The organism is Mesorhizobium sp. M0195 (genome assembly GCF_040322115.1).
Taxonomy (GTDB): domain Bacteria; phylum Pseudomonadota; class Alphaproteobacteria; order Rhizobiales; family Rhizobiaceae; genus Mesorhizobium.
Map to the genome: position 1 here is coordinate 59,307 of NZ_JAMYSV010000007.1, position 17,512 is coordinate 76,818.

Annotated in this window: 18 protein-coding genes; 16 read left to right on the forward strand and 2 right to left on the reverse strand. The window is 63.7% G+C overall.

Annotation, left to right across the window (positions count from 1 at the left end; translation table 11 throughout):
• The first annotated feature begins 27 nt into the window (after positions 1-27).
• The 16 genes from NKJ12_RS16125 (at position 28) to NKJ12_RS16200 (ending at position 15,415) form a co-directional block, all read left to right on the forward strand.
• Positions 28-1,767 carry a relaxase/mobilization nuclease domain-containing protein gene (locus NKJ12_RS16125; protein ID WP_352703797.1) on the forward strand — a complete coding sequence of 580 codons (1,740 nt, stop codon included), beginning with the start codon at positions 28-30 and terminating at the stop codon, positions 1,765-1,767.
• Positions 1,768-1,794: 27 nt separating this feature from the next.
• A complete protein-coding gene (locus tag NKJ12_RS16130) occupies positions 1,795-3,780 on the forward strand; it encodes a conjugal transfer protein TraG (protein WP_352703799.1) in 1,986 nt (661 codons plus the stop codon).
• A gap of 7 nt (positions 3,781-3,787) precedes the next feature.
• Complete coding sequence (locus tag NKJ12_RS16135; RefSeq protein WP_352703800.1) at positions 3,788-4,243, forward strand: ribbon-helix-helix domain-containing protein; 456 nt, start codon at positions 3,788-3,790, stop codon at positions 4,241-4,243.
• A 366-nt stretch (positions 4,244-4,609) separates the two neighbouring features.
• Entirely contained in the window at positions 4,610-4,957 is a 348-nt protein-coding gene (locus tag NKJ12_RS16140) for a type II toxin-antitoxin system RelE/ParE family toxin (protein WP_352741917.1), read from the forward strand.
• Positions 4,954-5,268, forward strand: coding sequence for a helix-turn-helix domain-containing protein (locus tag NKJ12_RS16145; RefSeq protein ID WP_352664812.1), 315 nt, complete (start codon positions 4,954-4,956; stop codon positions 5,266-5,268). The genes NKJ12_RS16140 and NKJ12_RS16145 overlap by 4 nt, the downstream gene beginning before the upstream one ends.
• Before the next feature lie 218 nt (positions 5,269-5,486).
• Positions 5,487-6,503, forward strand: coding sequence for a P-type conjugative transfer ATPase TrbB (gene trbB, locus NKJ12_RS16150; protein ID WP_352703804.1), 1,017 nt, complete (start codon positions 5,487-5,489; stop codon positions 6,501-6,503).
• Between the two features lie 35 nt (positions 6,504-6,538).
• A complete protein-coding gene (locus NKJ12_RS16155; RefSeq protein ID WP_352445486.1) occupies positions 6,539-6,832 on the forward strand; it encodes a TrbC/VirB2 family type IV secretion system protein in 294 nt (97 codons plus the stop codon).
• Positions 6,832-7,128, forward strand: coding sequence for a VirB3 family type IV secretion system protein (locus NKJ12_RS16160; protein WP_352664808.1), 297 nt, complete (start codon positions 6,832-6,834; stop codon positions 7,126-7,128). The genes NKJ12_RS16155 and NKJ12_RS16160 overlap by 1 nt, the downstream gene beginning before the upstream one ends.
• 14 nt (positions 7,129-7,142) lie before the next feature.
• Positions 7,143-9,596, forward strand: coding sequence for a conjugal transfer protein TrbE (gene trbE, locus NKJ12_RS16165; protein ID WP_352703806.1), 2,454 nt, complete (start codon positions 7,143-7,145; stop codon positions 9,594-9,596).
• Complete coding sequence (gene trbJ / locus NKJ12_RS16170) at positions 9,593-10,351, forward strand: P-type conjugative transfer protein TrbJ (protein ID WP_352703808.1); 759 nt, start codon at positions 9,593-9,595, stop codon at positions 10,349-10,351. The genes trbE and trbJ overlap by 4 nt, the downstream gene beginning before the upstream one ends.
• Positions 10,338-10,757, forward strand: a complete 420-nt coding sequence (gene trbK-alt, locus NKJ12_RS16175; protein WP_352703811.1) for a putative entry exclusion protein TrbK-alt — start codon at positions 10,338-10,340, stop codon at positions 10,755-10,757. The genes trbJ and trbK-alt overlap by 14 nt, the downstream gene beginning before the upstream one ends.
• 1 nt (position 10,758) lies before the next feature.
• Positions 10,759-12,120, forward strand: a complete 1,362-nt coding sequence (gene trbL / locus NKJ12_RS16180) for a P-type conjugative transfer protein TrbL (RefSeq protein WP_352703813.1) — start codon at positions 10,759-10,761, stop codon at positions 12,118-12,120.
• A gap of 2 nt (positions 12,121-12,122) precedes the next feature.
• Positions 12,123-12,806: a conjugal transfer protein TrbF gene (gene trbF, locus NKJ12_RS16185; RefSeq protein ID WP_352703815.1), complete on the forward strand. Its 684-nt coding sequence runs from the start codon at positions 12,123-12,125 to the stop codon at positions 12,804-12,806.
• On the forward strand, positions 12,803-13,942 hold the full coding sequence (gene trbG / locus NKJ12_RS16190; RefSeq protein ID WP_352703817.1) for a P-type conjugative transfer protein TrbG: 1,140 nt from the start codon (positions 12,803-12,805) through the stop codon (positions 13,940-13,942). The genes trbF and trbG overlap by 4 nt, the downstream gene beginning before the upstream one ends.
• Positions 13,939-15,189, forward strand: a complete 1,251-nt coding sequence (locus NKJ12_RS16195; protein ID WP_352703819.1) for a TraB/TrbI/VirB10 family type IV secretion system protein — start codon at positions 13,939-13,941, stop codon at positions 15,187-15,189. Before trbG ends, NKJ12_RS16195 begins: the two co-directional genes overlap by 4 nt.
• 1 nt (position 15,190) lies before the next feature.
• On the forward strand, positions 15,191-15,415 hold the full coding sequence (locus NKJ12_RS16200) for a DUF2274 domain-containing protein (protein WP_352703822.1): 225 nt from the start codon (positions 15,191-15,193) through the stop codon (positions 15,413-15,415).
• Positions 15,416-15,459: 44 nt separating this feature from the next.
• On the opposite strand, the gene NKJ12_RS16205 is transcribed toward NKJ12_RS16200, so the two are convergent.
• Together NKJ12_RS16205 and NKJ12_RS16210 are read right to left on the reverse strand one after the other, a co-directional pair.
• Positions 15,460-16,419: a LysR family transcriptional regulator gene (locus NKJ12_RS16205; protein ID WP_352703824.1), complete on the reverse strand. Its 960-nt coding sequence runs from the start codon at positions 16,417-16,419 to the stop codon at positions 15,460-15,462.
• An 11-nt stretch (positions 16,420-16,430) separates the two neighbouring features.
• Positions 16,431-17,426, reverse strand: a complete 996-nt coding sequence (locus tag NKJ12_RS16210) for a class I SAM-dependent methyltransferase (RefSeq protein ID WP_352703827.1) — start codon at positions 17,424-17,426, stop codon at positions 16,431-16,433.
• Positions 17,427-17,512: the final 86 nt, after the last annotated feature.

Below are 17,512 nucleotides of genomic sequence, written 5' to 3' on the forward strand. Positions count from 1 at the left end.
CTTGGCTCGATGTGTGTGGCCTTCGCCATGACCAGCGAGGATGGTTTCCGCATCCGGCCCGGCCGCATCCGCTCGTCCAGCGCCCAGCGCGCCAGGCCCTTCATCGCGCAGGCGCTCGCCGCCGCCCAGAAGGCCGGCGCCCGCATCTCTCGCTCCGGCCGGATCAGTCCGGGCAATCGCTCGACGTTCGGGCGTGGCCGCTCGGCGAGCGTGCGCGCCAATCGTCTCCTCACCGGGAGCTCGCGCACCGTGATCGTCAAGACACGGCTGGTGCGCCATCGCCTGCGCGCCGCGCCGCTTGCCGCCCATCTCACCTATCTGCGCCGCGAGGGCGTCACCCGTGACGGGGAGAAGGCAAAGCTATTCGGGCCGGAGACCGGGGAGGTGGATGGCGGTGCTTTCGCCGAGCGGTGCAGCGATGATCGCCACCACTTCCGCTTCATCGTCTCGCCGGAGGATGCCGTCGACATGGCGGATCTCAAAGCCTTCGCCCGCGATCTGATGGGCCAGATGGAAAAGGACCTCGGCACGAAGCTCGATTGGGCTGGCGTCGATCACTGGAACACCGACAACCCGCACCTTCACATCATCCTGCGCGGCCAGACTGATGACGGGCAGGATCTTGTGATCTCCCGCGATTACATCAAGGAGGGGATGCGCGCCCGCGCCGCCGACCTTGTTACCCAGGAGCTCGGCCCGCGCACCGATCTCGACATCCGCCGCAATCTGCAGCGTCAGGTCGAGGCCGAACGTTGGACCCAGCTTGACCGGCAGCTTGTTCGCGATGGCCGCGACACAGGCGTTGTCGATCTTGCGTCCCCGGCGAACGCTCAGCCCGATGAGTATCACGTGCTGAAGGTCGGGCGGGTGCGCAAGCTCGAAACCCTTGGCCTTGCCGAACAGGTCGGCCCAGGCCAATGGATGATCGACGAAAAGGCCGAGGCGACGCTGCGCGAGCTTGGCGAGCGGGGCGACATCATCAAGCGGATGCACCGCGCGCTGACCGAACAGGGCATCGAGCGTGGCGCGGCGAACTATGTGTTGGCGGCAGAGCGCCTCGACACGCCGATCATGGGTCGGCTGGTCGACCGAGGTCTCAATGATGAGCTGCAGGGTAGCGCTTACGCCGTGGTCGATGGCACCGACGGCCGTACGCACCACATCAAGCTGTACGATCTCGACGCCGCCGGCGACAGCGCTCTGGGTTCGATCGTCGAGCTGCGCAAGTTCCGTGACGCGCAGGGACATCCGCGCGCAGCACTCGCTGTTCGTTCCGATCTCGATATTGAGCGGCAGGTTACCGCCGCCGGCGCAACCTGGCTTGACCGGCAGAATATTGCCCGCGAACCGACTGCGCTGTCGGAATCCGGTTTCGGCGCCGAGGTACGGCAGGCAATGGAGCGCCGTACCGACCACCTCGTCCAACAGGGCCTCGGCGAGCGGCATGGCCAACGCACAACCTTCACTCGCAGCCTGATTGACACGCTGCGTCGCCGCGAACTGGAGGCGCTCGGCGAAAAGCTCTCGGCCGAAACCGGCCAGCCCTTCAATCGCGCCCGCGGCGGCGAGTTCATAGCCGGTTCCTACCGGCGACGTTTCACGCTCGCGTCGGGCCGCTTCGCCATGATCGATGACGGCCTCGGTTTCCAACTGGTGCCTTGGACGCCGTCCCTGGAAAAACATCTTGGCCGCCACGTCTCTGGCGTCGCTCGCAATGACGACGGCATCGACTGGAGTTTTGGCCGCAAGCGAGGCCTCGGCCTCTAACCTCATGTTGAAGAAAGGACCACTTCTATGTCTGCCACCAAGATACTCTGGGGCCAGATCCTCGCGGTCGTCGCGATCGTAATCTTCACGACCTGGGGCGCGACGGAGTGGGTGGCTTGGCGCCTGGCATTCCAGCCCGAGCTCGGCAGGCCATGGTTCCATGTCCTGGGCTTTCCATTCTACCTTCCGCCATCCTTTTTCTGGTGGTGGTACGGCTTCGATGCCTACGCGCCGTCGATCTTCGTGGAGGGAGCCTTTATCGCGGCTTCCGGCGGTTTCGCCTCCGTCGCCGTCGCCATCGGCATGTCGGTATGGCGGGCTCGCGAGGCCAAGATGGTCGAGACCTACGGCTCCGCCCGCTGGGCAGACAAGCAGGAGGTCAAGGCAACTGGCCTTCTCGGCTCCGATGGAGTGGTGCTTGGGCGGTTTGACGGCGCCTATCTGCGCCACGATGGACCGGAGCACGTGCTGTGCTTCGCGCCCACACGTTCGGGCAAGGGTGTCGGCCTCGTCGTCCCGTCACTTCTGACCTGGCCGAGTTCAGCCGTCGTTCACGATATCAAGGGCGAGAATTGGCAACTCACCGCAGGCTTCCGCGCCAGGCATGGCCGGGTCCTGCTGTTCGATCCAACCAATCCAAAATCCTCATCCTACAACCCACTGCTCGAGGTGCGCCGCGGCGAATGGGAAGTCCGCGACGTTCAGAACATCGCTGACATCCTGGTCGATCCAGAAGGCTCGCTCGAGAGGCGGAACCATTGGGAGAAAACCAGCCATGCCCTGCTGGTCGGCGCGATCCTGCACGTCCTCTACGCCGAGCCGGACAAGACGCTTGCCGGCGTCGCCGGATTCCTCTCCGATCCAAAGCGTCCGATCGAATCGACGCTGTCCGCGATGATGAAAACGGCGCATCTGGATGAAGCCGGTCCGCACCCGGTCATCGCCAGCGCCGCGCGGGAGCTCTTGAACAAATCCGACAACGAGCGCTCCGGCGTGCTGTCCACCGCCATGTCGTTTCTTGGCCTCTATCGCGATCCTGTCGTGGCCGAGGTCACGCGCCGCTGCGACTGGCGCATCAGCGACCTTGTCGATGACGAGCATCCAACGACACTCTACCTCGTCGTGCCGCCGTCCGACATCAACCGGACCAAGCCGCTCATTCGCCTGATCCTCAATCAGATCGGTCGCCGCCTGACTGAAGATCTGCAGGTGAGGGCGCAAGGGCACCGGCTGCTCCTGATGCTTGACGAGTTTCCGGCGCTTGGCCGCCTCGACTTCTTTGAGTCGGCGCTCGCGTTCATGGCCGGCTACGGGCTGAAAAGCTTCCTCATCGCTCAATCCCTCAATCAGATCGAGAGGGCGTACGGCGCGAACAACTCGATCCTCGACAACTGCCATGTTCGGGTAAGCTTTGCCACTAACGATGAGCGCACCGCCAAGCGCGTGTCCGACGCGCTGGGAACAGCGACCGAGATGAGGGCCATGAGGAACTATGCCGGCCATCGGCTGTCGCCGTGGCTCGGCCATCTCATGGTCTCCCGCTCGGAGACGGCTCGCCCTCTGCTCACGCCGGGTGAAGTGATGCAGCTCCCATCCACCGACGAGATTGTCATGGTTTCGGGTGCGCCGCCGATCCGTGCCAAGAAGGCCCGCTATCATGAAGATGCTCGCTTCCAGGAACGTATCCTGCCGCCGCCGGTGCTGACGGCGGCGGCGGAGGAGGGGAGGCCCGACGACTGGACGAAACTGCCTCTGCCCTCCCGTCCGCAGATGGCTGAAGCCACGTCGGCGCCGTCGGCCACCGATGACGACACAACTGATTCCGAGCGTCGTCGGCAACCTGAGCTCAGTCGCGTCGAGCAGGTCGTGAAGCCTTCGACCGAGAACGAGTTCGAGATCGATCACCTTGACGACGTGGAGGACGAGGTTGCCCGCAACCGTCGACTGACGCGTCTGATGCAAGGCATTGCGCGACAGGTGTCGCTCGACCCCGGCGACGGCGTGGATATGTGAGGCTCCCATGGTAAAGCCACCCCGCAAACAACGCCTTTCCGTCTATCTCGATCCGAAGGTCATGAGCAGGCTGGCCGAACATGCGGCCCGCCGCGACTTTTCCCGGTCGCTCGTCGCGGAGGCGGCCATCGAATCGTTCCTCTCACCCGATGCCGCCGAGCGACAGGAGGCGGCGATCACCAAGCGGCTCGACCAGATCGATCGGCGTATCACACGCCAGGAGCGCGATGTCGCAATTGCCGTGGAGACGCTCGCGGTTTTCGTCCGCTTCTGGCTGGCGACCACACCGGCTTTGCCCGAGCCAGCGGCACAGGCCGCCCATGCCAAGGCGGGCGAGCGCTATGATGCCTTCGTCACCGCGCTCGGCCGGCGCCTGGCGAGAGGTCCAAAGCTTCGGCAGGAGATCTCCGAGGACATCGATGGCGGTCTGGACACACACCAGCCCGGCATACCCGCGCGCTAGACTAAATGAGGCGGACCGAGATTTTGAAAGCATCGATATGTCAAAACATATCAAAGCGTTGGAACGATATGTTGTCACAGAACGCGCTTTGCCAACCTGTCGAGTTTGGCAGAACAGAACTAGACGGCCGCAGGGTGGAGTCTCTTATCCGGAAACCATTTTGGGCGCGAAATCCGCAATTTAATGTCCGTGATTGCATGAGGGACCACGCCTTTATGAGCTTCTATGATCACCTGGAAAAAATAGCCGTCTGAGCCGAACCAGTTATTTTCAGTGGCTAGGCGGTGTCAGGATTTTTCGTTGAAAATTATAGTCTGTGTGCTATAAGGCAAAGGGCGAATGAGAAACCAAAAGCCCACGGTATGGATGGGGTCGTCGAAGGACGACCTGCGCGAGTTTCCGGTCGATGTTCGCCGGTTGATGGGTGTCGCAATCAACGACGCCCAGAATGGTGAGGAGCACCCGGCTGTCAAAGCCCTGAAAGGGTTTGGGGGCCGCAGCATCCTCGAGGTGGTCGACGACTTCGACGGAGATACCTACCGCGCGGTCTACACCGTCCGCTTCGCTGGCGTGATCTACGTGCTTCATTGCTTTCAGAAGAAGTCGAAGAAGGGCAGGGAGACACCCAAGCACGAAATCGATCTCGTGACAGTGCGATTGAAGGCGGCCGAGGCGCACTACCGCGAAAACTATGGGAAAGGAACAAAGTCATGACAGAAGACATCACGGCCGAAGTGAGCAGCGGCAACGTGTTTGCGGACCTCGGCTTTGACAATCCCGAAGAGGAATTGCTCAAGGCCAAGCTGGCCCGCGAGATCCGCGCCATCATCAAGCGCCGGCGCCTGACCCAGGCGAAGTCGGCTGAACTGCTCGGAATGAAACAGCCCGACGTCTCCGCGATCGCCACCGGGCGCACGGGTAAGTTTTCAATAGACAGGCTGGTTCGCTGTCTGGACCGGCTCGACTACAAGGTCGACGTGGTGGTTCGCCACAAGCCTCGACGGTCAACTCGTGAGGCCGCTTGACCAGATGGCTTTGCCGACGAGCGCACAATTGACGGCGAGCGCCGCCCTTGCCTGAAGATCGTCAGCCTTTGATTGCTGGTCGGCACCGCCAATCTCCTGTATTTGCACGCTACGCCACTACGCCTCGACATAGGTGTTGAAACCACTCGAGATGCGGCTCTCTTAATCATCCCCGTCCAGGGGCCGTCCATGTTCCCCCGGATCCAAACGGGGACAGGATGGCAGCTTCGCATCACAATTCAGAAGGTCTGGCGCGCGGCGCACGCATGCTGCGCACAGCGCTCGGACCCGCGATCGCGCGCTATCTCGACGACGCCGGCATCGTCGAAGTGATGCTCAATCCCGATGGGCGTCTGTGGATCGATCGCCTGTCGGAGGGCCTATCCGACACAGGAGAGCGTTTGTCGGCAGCGGACGGCGAACGCATCGTTCGCCTCGTCGCTCATCATGTCGGTGCCGAGGTCCACGCCGGCGCCCCACGCGTCTCGGCCGAGCTGCCCGAGACGGGGGAGCGGTTCGAGGGACTTCTTCCTCCCGTCGTCGCGGCGCCCGCCTTCGCGATCCGCAAGCCCGCCGTCGCCATCTTCACCCTTGAAGACTATGTCGCGACCGGGATCATGTCGGCGTGCCAGGCGGACGCACTTCGGTTGGGCGTTGCCGGCCGCGCGAACATTCTCGTCGCTGGCGGCACATCCACGGGCAAGACCACGCTGATCAACGCGCTGCTCGCTGAAGTGGCCAAGACTGCCGATCGCGTCGTCATTATCGAGGATACGCGCGAGCTGCAATGCGCCGCGCCCAATCTCGTGTCGATGCGCACGAAAGACGGGGTCGCGTCGCTCTCCGATCTTGTTCGCTCATCGCTGCGCCTGCGCCCCGACCGCATTCCGGTCGGCGAGGTGCGCGGGGCCGAGGCGCTCGAGCTGCTCAAGGCCTGGGGCACCGGCCACCCCGGCGGCCTTGGCACGATCCACGCCGGCAGCGCCATCGGCGCGCTCCGCCGCATGGAACAACTCATCCAGGAAGCCGTCGTCACCGTTCCACGCGCGCTGATCGCCGAAACGATCGACCTGGTTGCCGTCCTTTCCGGCCGCGGCTCCGCGCGCCGGCTGTCCGAACTCGCCCGTGTCGATGGCCTTCGCCCGGACGGTGATTACCGGGTCGCGCCAGCCGTCCTCGCGACAGGCGACAGCCCGACCTTGCTCATCCAAAGCCCTGAAGGAGAAAATCCGTGATCCAACGCCTACGCCTCGCGCGCCATCGTCTCGCCATGACCGTTTCCGGTGCCACGCTCGTCCTGGTGATGGCCGCGCCCGCTTATGCCTCCGGCTCGTCGATGCCGTGGGAACAGCCGCTGCAACAGATCCTCCAGTCGATCGAAGGGCCGGTCGCCAAGATCATGGCGGTGATCATTATCATCGTAACTGGCCTGACGCTCGCCTTCGGCGACACGTCGGGCGGATTCCGCCGGCTCATCCAGATCGTGTTCGGCCTGTCCATCGCTTTCGCGGCGTCGAGCTTTTTCCTGTCGTTCTTCTCGTTCGGCGGCGGGGCGCTGGTCTGATGGCGGGTTCGGTCGAACAGAGCGGGTCAATGCCGGACTACGCAGTGCCGGGTTATGCGGTCCTCGTGCACCGGGCGCTGACCGAGCCGATCCTGCTCGGCGGCGCCCCGCGCGCCATTGCCATCATGAACGGGACGCTCGCCGGCGCCGTGGGGCTGGGACTGCGTCTGTGGCTCGTCGGCCTCGCAATCTGGGCGATCGGCCATGTTGCCGCCGTCTGGGCCGCCAAGCGTGATCCGCTCTTCGTCGACGTTGTTCGCCGGCATCTGCGCATCCCCGCGCATCTCACGGTCTAAGCGAGGTCGCGCCAATGATGAACCTTGCCGAATATCGCAACCGCAGCAGCCGGCTCGCCGACTTCCTGCCCTGGGTGGCATTGGTCGGCGCCGGCCTCGTCCTCAACAAGGACGGCAGCTTCCAGCGCACCGCGCGCTTTCGCGGTCCCGATCTCGACAGCGCCGTTCCGGCCGAACTGGTCGCCGTCGCAGGCCGGCTCAACAATGCCTTCCGCCGCCTCGGCTCCGGCTGGGCGATCTTCGTCGAGGCGCAGCGCCATCCCTCGACCCGCTATCCCGACAGCAGCTTTCCGGATGCGGCCTCCACTCTGGTCGATGCGGAACGAAAGGCGGGATTCGAGGAGGCCGGCGCGCATTTCGAGTCCAGCTACTTTCTGACGCTCACCTATCTTGCGCCCGCCGAAGAGACCGCGCGCGCGGAAAGCTGGCTCTATGAAGGGCGCGCGAAGAAGGGCCTGGACCCCAATGAGGTGCTCACCGGGTTCACTGACCGCAGCGACCGCGTGCTGCGCCTTGTCGAAGCCTTCATGCCGGAGTGCCGCTGGCTCGATGACGCCGAGACGCTGACCTATCTGCATGGCTGCGTCTCGACCAATCGCCACCGTGTCCGCGTTCCCGAAACGCCGATATATCTCGACGCCATGCTGGCCGACCAGCCGCTGACCGGCGGGCTCGAGCCGCGGCTTGGCGCGTCGCATCTGCGCATTCTCACGGTCACGGGGTTCCCGACCGCGACCACGCCGGGTCTGCTCGACGAACTGAACCGGCTGGCCTTCCCGTATCGCTGGTCGACACGCGCGATCCTGCTCGACAAGACCGATGCCACCAGGCTGCTGACAAAGATCCGGCGTCAATGGTTCGCGAAGCGAAAATCGGTCGCCGCGATCCTCAAGGAGGTGATGACCAACGAGGCGTCCGTCCTCGTCGACACCGACGCTGCAAACAAGGCCGCCGACGCCGACATGGCGCTGCAGGAGCTCGGCGCCGACTATGCGGGCATGGCCTATGTCACCGCGACGGTGACGGTGTGGGACGATGATCCCGGCATCGCTGACGAAAAACTGCGCCGGGTCGAAAAGGTCATCCAGGGCCGCGATTTCACGGCGATTATCGAAACCATCAACGCCGTCGACGCCTGGCTCGGCAGCCTGCCGGGTCATGTTTACGCCAACGTCCGTCAGCCTCCCATCTCCACGCTTAATCTCGCCCACATCATCCCGCTTTCCGCGGTGTGGGCGGGGCTGGAATGGGACGAGCATTTTGCAGCGCCCCCTCTGCTCTTCGGCAAGACCGAAGGCTCGACCCCGTTCCGGCTTTCGCTTCACGTCGGCGACGTCGGCCATACGCTGATCGTCGGCCCGACCGGCGCCGGCAAGTCCGTGCTGCTGGCGCTGATGGCGCTCCAGTTCCGCCGCTATCCAGGGTCACAGGTTTTCGCCTTCGATTTCGGCGGCTCGATCCGCGCGGCGGCACTCGCCATGGGCGGCGACTGGCACGATCTCGGCGGCGATCTCAGCGATGGGGCGATCGACAGCGTCAGCCTTCAACCGCTCGCGCGTATTCATGATGTCCCGGAGCGCGCCTGGGCCGCCGACTGGATCGTGGCAATCCTGTTGCGCGAGAATGTGACGATCACGCCTGAGGTCAAGGAGCATATCTGGACGGCGTTGACCTCACTGGCCTCCGCGCCTGTCGAGGAGCGCACCATCACCGGTCTGGTCGTGCTGCTGCAATCAAATGATCTCAAGCAGGCATTGCGCCCCTATTGCGTCGGTGGTCCCTACGGCCGGTTGCTCGATGCCGAGCGCGAACATCTCGGATCGGCGTCGGTCCAGGCATTCGAAACCGAAGGACTGATCGGAACGGGGGCTGCGCCCGCCGTCCTGTCCTATCTCTTCCATCGCATCGAGGACCGGCTCGATGGCGCGCCAACCCTCCTCATCATCGACGAAGGCTGGCTTGCCCTGGACGATGACGGCTTTGCCGGCCAGCTCCGCGAATGGCTGAAGACGCTGCGCAAGAAGAACGCCAGCGTCATCTTCGCCACGCAGTCCCTCAGCGACATCGATGCTTCGGCAATCGCGCCCGCGATCATCGAGAGCTGCCAGACCCGGCTTCTGTTGCCGAACGAGCGCGCCATCGAGCCGCAGATCACCGCGATCTATCGCCGCTTCGGCCTCAACGATCGGCAGATCGAGATCATCGCGCGGGCGATGCCGAAGCGCGACTATTACTGCCAGTCCCGTCGCGGCAACCGGCTGTTCGAGCTCGGTCTGTCGGATGTGGCACTCGCGCTTTGCGCTGTATCCGCGAAGACCGACCAGGCCGCGATCGCCCGCATCTTCGCCGAGCACGGCCGCGAGGGTTTCCTCGCTGCCTGGCTTAGCCACCGCGGCGTCGGCTGGGCCGCTGAACTCGTTCCCGCCCTAACCAGCCCCGCCCTCACCAACAAGGAGAAGTCCCCATGAAACTGCGCCGCTCCCTTAGCATGCAGTTCGCCGCCGCACTGCTTGTCGCGCCCGTCGCGCTCTCGCCCATCCTGGCGACGCCGGCACACGCCTTCATCGTTTTCGATCCGTCGAACTATTCGCAAAACGTCCTGACGGCAGCGCGCTCACTCGAGCAGATAACCAACCAGATCACCTCGCTTCAGAACGAAGCGCAGATGCTCATCAACCAGGCCCGCAATCTCGCAAGCCTGCCGTTCTCCTCGCTGCAACAGCTCCAGCAGTCTGTCCAGCGTACGCAGCAACTGCTCGGTCAGGCGCAGAACGTTGCCTATGACGTCCAGCAGATCGATCAGGCTTTCCAGCAGAAATACGGCAACGTCTCGCTGTCGGCTTCGGATCAGCAACTCGTCGCCGACGCGCGCTCGCGCTGGGGCAACACGGTTGGTGGCCTTCAGGATGCCATGCGAGTGCAGGCGGGCGTCGTCGGCAACATCGACACCAATCGCACGCAAATGTCGGCGCTGGTCGGCCAGAGCCAGGGTGCGACCGGAGCGCTTCAGGCAACACAGGCTGGCAACCAGCTCCTCGCGCTTCAGGCGCAGCAACTCGCCGATCTCACCGCTGTCGTCGCCGCGAACGGTCGGGCGCAGGCTTTGCAATCGGCCGAACAGGCCACCGCTGCCGACCAGGGCCGAGAGCAGCGCCGGCGCTTCCTGACGCAGGGCTCGGGCTACCAGCCCGGCAGTGCGCAGATGTTCTATGGCAAGAACTGAGGTCGGCGCGATGGAAGGCAAGCTCCTCGCTCGCATCGGCGCGGTCATCTTCATCGCGGTCGCTTTGACAGTGACCGCAATCGAGATGAGCAGCGAGGACGACGAGCCTGACGCCCTTGCGACGCGGGACCGTTCCATCGCGCCACAAGACCCACTCGCATCCGAATTGCGCCGCTGTTCCGGGATGGGCGAGGCCGGTCCTCGCGATCCCGGCTGTCTGAAAGCGTGGGCAGCCAGCCGGCGCCGGTTTCTCGGTCAACGTGACTCGGCAACCGCGCCTGCTCCGGTAGCGCCGACAACGCTGTTTCCGAATGTGCCGGCGTCAGCCGACCGGAAAGAAGGGACGCGGATGGATGTGACCGCTCCCGCGATGCAGGTCGAGCCGCCCCGGCCGGAGGCTCGCTGACATGGGCGGCATGGGCGTCATCGACCATTTCCTCGAAGTCTTCACGCGCTACATCGACAGCGGCTTCGGCCTGCTTGGCGGCGAGGTCGGCTTCATCGCCACGACCCTGATCGTCATCGACGTGACGTTGGCTGCGCTCTTCTGGTCCTGGGGCGCGGACGACGACATCATGGCGCGCCTCGTCAAGAAGACCCTGTTCGTCGGCGTCTTCGCCTATCTCATCTCCAACTGGAACAATCTCGCCCGCATCGTCTTTGAAAGCTTCGCCGGGCTTGGCCTGAAGGCCTCGGGTACGGGTTTTACCGTCAACGATCTCATGCGCCCGGGCAAGGTGGCGCAGACCGGGCTCGATGCCGGCCGGCCGTTGCTGGACTCGATCTCGGACCTGATGGGCTATTGGTCCTTCTTCGAGAACTTCATCCAGATCGCCTGCATGTTCTTCGCCTGGGCGCTGGTGCTGCTGGCCTTCTTCATCCTGGCGATCCAGCTTTTCGTCACGCTGATCGAGTTCAAGCTGACGACGCTCGCCGGTTTCGTGCTGATTCCCTTCGGTCTGTTCGGCAAATCCGCCTTCATGGCCGAGCGGGTGCTCGGCAACGTCATCTCGTCCGGCATCAAGGTGCTGGTGCTCGCCGTCATCATCGGCATCGGCTCGACCCTCTTCTCCGAGTTCACTTCCGGATTCGGCGGGACCACGCCGTCGATCGACGACGCCATGGCGATCGTGCTGGCCGCACTGTCGCTGCTCGGCCTTGGCATATTTGGACCTGGCATTGCCAACGGCCTCGTCTCTGGCGGCCCGCAGCTCGGCGCGGGTGCGGCGGTCGGCACCGGGCTCGCCGCCGGCGGCATGGCAGCAGTGGGCGCAGCGGCCGGCGGCGCCGTCGTGTCCGGAGGTGCGGCTGTCAGCGGCGGTGCTGCAGCGGCGGCCCGTGGCGGTGCCGCCACTGCGGGCAGGGCATCCACAGCCTACGGCCTCGGCGCGGCGGGACAGTCAGGCTTTTCCGGGGTTGCATCCGGGCTCGGCGGTGTCATCAGCGCCGGTGCCCAAGGTGCCATCTCACCGCTCAAGCGCGCGGCCAATAATGCGGCAGGCAGCATGAAGCACAGCTACCAGTCCGGCGCTCGCGCTGCCTTCGAGACGACGGGCGGGTCATCCACGGCTGGCACAATCGGCGCGAACGCGCCCGAAGCCGGCTCCGCACCCGTCGCGTCCTCCGCAACCGAAAGTCAGCCAGCCTGGGCGAAGCGCATGAAGCGCTCGCAACAGATGACCCATGGCGTCCAGGCCGCCGCCCACGCCGTTCGCAGTGGCGACAGCCATGGCGGCGGCTCCTCGATCAACCTCTCTGAAAGAGACTGAGCATGTTCAAACGACCGTCCACGCACTATGGCAAATCCCCACAACCCGAGACGCCCTACCAACGCGCTGCCCAGGTCTGGGACGAGCGCATCGGTTCGGCTCGTGTGCAGGCGCGCAACTGGCGCACCATGGCCTTCGGTTGCTTGGCGCTCGCCGCCGGCTTCTCCACAGCACTCGTCTGGCAATCCGCCAACGGCTCGATCGTGCCCTGGGTGGTGCAGGTCGATCGTCTCGGCCAGGCGCAGGCTGTGGGACCCGCAGTCGGCGACTATCAGCCGAACGATCCGCAGATCGCCTTCTACCTGGCGCACTTCATCGAACAGGTGAGGTCGATCCCCGCCGATCCGGTCATCGTGCGGCAGAACTGGCTGCGCGCCTATGACTTCGCGACGCAGGGCGGGGCGCTGGCTCTCAACGACTATGCGCGCGCCAATGACCCGTTCACCAAGGTCGGCAAGCAGCAAGTCGCCGTCGACGTGTCGTCGGTCATCCGCGCATCGCCGGTGAGCTTCCGCATCGCCTGGGTCGAACGCCGCTATCAGGATGGCTCACTCGCTTCCACGGAGCGCTGGTCCGCCATTCTCACCATTGTCGTGCAGCCCCCGCGCGACGCCGATGCGCTGAGGAAGAACCCGCTTGGCATCTACATCAACGCCATCAACTGGTCGAAGGAGCTTGGACAATGACGCCCGCACTCTGCAAAGCCGCCCCCTGGGGGCGTCCGGCTTTCCTCATCCACGCAATGCCGGCCTTCCGCAAAATGGCCTTTGCGGCACTTCTGCTTTGCACATCGGCGCTTGCGGGCTGTGCCACCAGGCAGAAGCCGCCGGAGATCTCCTATGACGATCCGGTCCCGGCCGTGCAGGCCGTCGATCCGCCCGCACCCGTCAAGGTGGTCGAGCTGTCAAAGCCGCTGCCGCTTCCCGGCCAGTTGAAGCCGGTCGGCAAGGAGGCAAAGCCGGAGCTGGAACCGACCGATCCGGCCGCGCGCGTGAACCTGGCCAATGCCGCCGCGCGCGTCCAGCCTGTGCGCAACGGGTTCATCAACTCGATGCAGGTCTATCCGTTCGTCGATGGCGCGCTCTATCAGGTCTATGCCTCGCCGGGGCAGATCACCGACATCGCGCTCCAGCCCGGCGAGCAGCTCGTCGGCTCCGGTCCCGTCGCCGCCGGCGACACCGTGCGCTGGATCATCGGCGATACCGAGAGCGGTACGGGCGGGGCCAAGCAGGTCCACATCCTCGTCAAGCCGACGCGCGCCGACCTTCTCACCAATCTCGTCATCAATACCGATCTGCGTACCTATCACATGGAGCTGCGCTCGACGCCGTCGACCTATATGGCGTCCGTCTCCTGGCAATACCCGCAGGACCAACTCATCGCCTTGCGCAGGCAGAACCAGCAGGCTGAGGCTGCACAGCCGGTCTCGACGGGCATCGATCTTTCTCGCGTCAATTTCCGCTACGAGGTGACTGGCGATCGCGCACCGTGGCGGCCGCTGCGCGCCTTCGACGATGGCAAGCAGGTGTTCATCGAGTTCCCGCGGGGCATCGGCCAGGGCGAGATGCCGCCAGTCTTCGTGGTTGGGCCAGAAGGCGACACTTCCGAGCTGGTCAACTTTCGCGTGCGCGGAAACTACATGATCGTCGACCGGCTGTTTGCCGCCGCCGAGTTGCGCTTCGGCGCCGGCAAGAAGCAGCAGCGCGTCCGCGTCTCACGTACCGATGGGGTTAGGAGCAGTCGATTTTCCTGGATGCGTGGCCCTGGTGAGACCCCGCCAGCGACGTACCTCCGAACAGACAGGGGAGGGTCGTCATCATGAGCGACAAAATGGATCCCGGGAAGGAAGAAGCCCGGGGGCCGATAAATGACAAAGAAAGGGTGGAGTCAGCCGAAGATCGCGCCCGTCCGTTGACGGGCGAGCCGGCGGCCATGCGGCTGCGCGCGGAGCCGCCGCGCGTAACACGTCTGTCCCGCAAGGCGCTGGCCGCATTGGGGCTCACCGCAAGCCTCACTGTAGGCGGGACGCTGATTTATGCGCTGCAGAACCGTCAGCAAGGCCAGGGTCAGGAGCTGTATTCAACCGATAATCGTTCGACCCCCGATGGGCTCGCCGGCCTGCCAAAGGATTATGCCGGCGTTCCGAAGCTTGGCCCAGCGCTTCCGGGCGATTTCGGCCGCCCGATCCTCAACGCGCAAAATGGCGGCCCCGCGCCATCGACAGGCCCCGTTGGACCGGACCCGGAGGAACAGCGCCGGGAGCAGGAACTGGAAGCGGCGAGGACCGCGCGTCTGTTTGCGTCCACGCAAACGCGGCCCGCAAGCGACGCGACCGCCGCTCAGCCTGGAACAGGCACGACAGGCACCATGCCACAGACCGACCTCGCCAGCCTTGGCCTCGCGCCGCAACCAGCGATGCCCTCGGCGCAGGATCGCCAACTCGCGTTCCTCAATCAGCCGCCGGACAAGCGCACCGTCTCGTCGGATCGTGTTGCGCCGCCAGCGTCGAAGAACGTCCTGCAGGCGGGCGCCGTCATCGCAGCCGCCCTCATCACCGGCATTCGTTCCGACCTGCCGGGTCAGATCACCGCGCAGGTAACGGAGAATGTCTATGACAGCCCAACCGGCCACATCCTTCTCATTCCGCAGGGGACGCGCCTCATCGGCCAGTATGACAATGGTGTCGGCTTCGGCCAGCGTCGCGTGTTGCTGGTATGGACCAGACTGATTTTTCCAGACGGCCGCTCCATCGTTCTGGAACGTGAGCCTGGCGCGGACGCCGAGGGCTATGCTGGCCTCAAGGATGGCGTCGACTATCATTGGGGCGAGCTCTTCAAGGCTGCAGCACTTTCCACGGTTCTGAGCATCGGGGCGCAAGCAGGATCGTCGGACCAGGAGAGCGACATCATGCGCGCTTTGCGCCAGGGTGCTTCCGACAGCATCAGCCAGACCGGCCAGCAGATCGTCCAGCGGCAGCTCAACATAGCGCCGACGCTCACCATCCGACCGGGATTCCCGGTGCGCGTCATCGTCACGCGCGATCTCGTGCTTGAACCTTACGGAGGCTGAAATGGCCAAGCTGAAACTGGGACCGATCACCGACGACAAACCCGTCAAGGTCATGGTGGAACTCCCCGCGGCACTGCATCGTGACCTGACCGCCTATGCCGAGATACTCGGCCGCGACGCGGGGCAACGGCCAGCCGATGCGCCGCGCCTTATCGTTGCGATGTTGGAGAGGTTCATTGCGACGGATCGGGGCTTTGCCAGGGCAAAGCGTTCCGAAAGTGGCTAAGGGCCGGACGACTGAAGTCGAACCGCGACGGTCGCGCCTCCGAGTCATGGCGTGACTTCAGAAATCGCGCCGCGGCGTTCCGTACTTCCTGCATTGACAGGGGTGGGCCTGGGTCGCGTTGCTGCCACCATGTTTCTTGCGGTCCCAACCAGCCGCAAAAGCGCGCGCTTTGGGTTCGATTCCAGCCACACTGCCTTGATCGAACTGACGCTACTCTGGCCACTGATCGGTTTCCAAACCATGGCGTCGATGGCGACTGTCCTGGCAAAACCCTCGCCCGCCAGAGTGACGCCTTGACCGAGTTGCACCTTGAGGATGACCGTTGCTTCGCTGGTGCGACATATCTGGACAGTGGGGCCACCATTTGCAGCGATATGCTCCAGCAAACGCAGATCCCGGGAGGATCCGCCTGAAACCAGCAGACACGTATCTGCAAGATCTGCCCATGTGACCGCAGGCCTTTCAGCAAGCGGATGGTAGCAGGGCAGTAGAACGAACAAGCGCTCGTGCGCAAATATCTCGCTACGGCATAGGGCGGCGTTCTCGAGTCCGTGCGTGAAGACGATGTCGAGGCGCCGGCGGCGTATAGCCGCAAGGCACTGCTCGAGTGGAACGTCTTCGATCGAGACGCATACGTCCGGATGCAAATGGCCAAAACGATCGATGAGACGTGCCACGAAAGTGCGCCCCATTTGGGCGCATAACCCTATCCTGACCGTTTTGGAATCCTGGTGACCGCGACTACCTCCAGCCAAGGCATCCTGCAAGGCTTCATAATGGGCCCGGACAAGATCGACCCAGGCCCGGCCCGCCTCGGTCAGCCGAACGCCATGGACGTCGCGGTCAAACAACTGCATGTCTAGCAATTGCTCGAGAGCAACGATGTTGCGGCTGACACAGGATTCCCTCACTCTGAGAACTCTTGCGGCCTGCCTGAGGCTACCATGATCGACAGCTGCGAAGACATGGTCCAAACGGCGGAGCGTGTTGTTGACCTGTCTCAAGGCGCAGGAGCCTATTCCTGCGCGGCGGGGACGCTAACGGGCAGAGTCGGATACAAGCTCGTTTCGTAGACGTACTCGTGCGGAATGGCTGGAGTGGTCATCTGGTAGAGGTACCGGTTCAGGTTTTTCTCGCTATTGCTCGCCGCGAGGCTACAGAAATTTCCGCTGTTCCACGTCAGGGAGCAGTAGCTGAAATGCGCGCGTATTGCGTCAGCCATCTCTGCCAAAGTCACCTCATTGCCGAACATCGTATCCAGAACGAGGGTTTGCTTCTTCTCGATTTCGTCTGGGGGAAAATAGCGCGCCTTGAAGCCGAAATCCTTTTGATATTCGCGACGCCTGTAGTCCGGCTCCTCGGTTGCCCGGAACTTCTCGACGAAGACGAAGATTCCGTCCGCCTTGAGGTGCTGGGTTACGAACTCGATCTGACTTGCTCTGTTGGGCGAGTACATCTGGAAGGTCGTATCTTCCAGAATAATATCGAACCCGTGAGCGAAATTTGCCAGTCGCGGATTCGAGCTCAGGACGTCCTTGGTCAACCTATGAAAGGGGCCAATGAAGAAGTCGGCGTGCGGCGGTTCGCCATAGGCCATGAAGCACTTGTAATTTTCCGCGTTTGGGCTGCACGACAGCGTGCGTATTTGTCCCTCGGACAGTTCCGACAATGTTCGCGCCATCGTGCCTTCCGCTGTCCCAAGGCTGTATAGCGCAAGCGGAGCGCCACGCTGCCGTGCATATTTCAGCACTGCGTAGGCCATCCGGCACTCTTCCTCCAATCTGTAAGGAATGCTGCCGTGATAGTGCTGGTCGAAAAAACCTTGTCGTGCCGCATGCAGGCTGACCAGGTCGCGCAGCGGTTCATCGCTCGGCAGAAGGCGGGCGTCGGCGACCGGCTTGCGGATTGGCATCCCGCTCTTGCCAGCGGCGGTAGCGGCGAAAAAGCCGGCTAGTCCGTTGATCCGTGGGCCATGGTCGCACTCAGTTAGAAAGTCGTCGAGTCCACGCATCGCAGTATGCCTCCAGCACCGTTCCATTGGTGAGATGCCGATACGTCGATGGGGGAAATTCCACTAAGATAAGTGGAGTCTAATAT

Excerpts from the sequence above, each read along its gene's own strand:
- NKJ12_RS16125 (WP_352703797.1), top strand. The coding sequence starts at position 28 with ATGACCAGCGAGGATGGTTTCCGCATCCGGCCCGGCCGCATCCGCTCG.
- NKJ12_RS16130 (WP_352703799.1), top strand. The coding sequence starts at position 1,795 with ATGTCTGCCACCAAGATACTCTGGGGCCAGATCCTCGCGGTCGTCGCG.
- NKJ12_RS16135 (WP_352703800.1), top strand. The coding sequence starts at position 3,788 with ATGGTAAAGCCACCCCGCAAACAACGCCTTTCCGTCTATCTCGATCCG.
- NKJ12_RS16140 (WP_352741917.1), top strand. The coding sequence starts at position 4,610 with ATGGGGTCGTCGAAGGACGACCTGCGCGAGTTTCCGGTCGATGTTCGC.
- NKJ12_RS16145 (WP_352664812.1), top strand. The coding sequence starts at position 4,954 with ATGACAGAAGACATCACGGCCGAAGTGAGCAGCGGCAACGTGTTTGCG.
- trbB (WP_352703804.1), top strand. The coding sequence starts at position 5,487 with ATGGCAGCTTCGCATCACAATTCAGAAGGTCTGGCGCGCGGCGCACGC.
- NKJ12_RS16155 (WP_352445486.1), top strand. The coding sequence starts at position 6,539 with ATGACCGTTTCCGGTGCCACGCTCGTCCTGGTGATGGCCGCGCCCGCT.
- NKJ12_RS16160 (WP_352664808.1), top strand. The coding sequence starts at position 6,832 with ATGGCGGGTTCGGTCGAACAGAGCGGGTCAATGCCGGACTACGCAGTG.
- trbE (WP_352703806.1), top strand. The coding sequence starts at position 7,143 with ATGATGAACCTTGCCGAATATCGCAACCGCAGCAGCCGGCTCGCCGAC.
- trbJ (WP_352703808.1), top strand. The coding sequence starts at position 9,593 with ATGAAACTGCGCCGCTCCCTTAGCATGCAGTTCGCCGCCGCACTGCTT.
- trbK-alt (WP_352703811.1), top strand. The coding sequence starts at position 10,338 with ATGGCAAGAACTGAGGTCGGCGCGATGGAAGGCAAGCTCCTCGCTCGC.
- trbL (WP_352703813.1), top strand. The coding sequence starts at position 10,759 with ATGGGCGGCATGGGCGTCATCGACCATTTCCTCGAAGTCTTCACGCGC.
- trbF (WP_352703815.1), top strand. The coding sequence starts at position 12,123 with ATGTTCAAACGACCGTCCACGCACTATGGCAAATCCCCACAACCCGAG.
- trbG (WP_352703817.1), top strand. The coding sequence starts at position 12,803 with ATGACGCCCGCACTCTGCAAAGCCGCCCCCTGGGGGCGTCCGGCTTTC.
- NKJ12_RS16195 (WP_352703819.1), top strand. The coding sequence starts at position 13,939 with ATGAGCGACAAAATGGATCCCGGGAAGGAAGAAGCCCGGGGGCCGATA.
- NKJ12_RS16200 (WP_352703822.1), top strand. The coding sequence starts at position 15,191 with ATGGCCAAGCTGAAACTGGGACCGATCACCGACGACAAACCCGTCAAG.
- NKJ12_RS16210 (WP_352703827.1), bottom strand. The coding sequence starts at position 17,426 with ATGCGTGGACTCGACGACTTTCTAACTGAGTGCGACCATGGCCCACGG.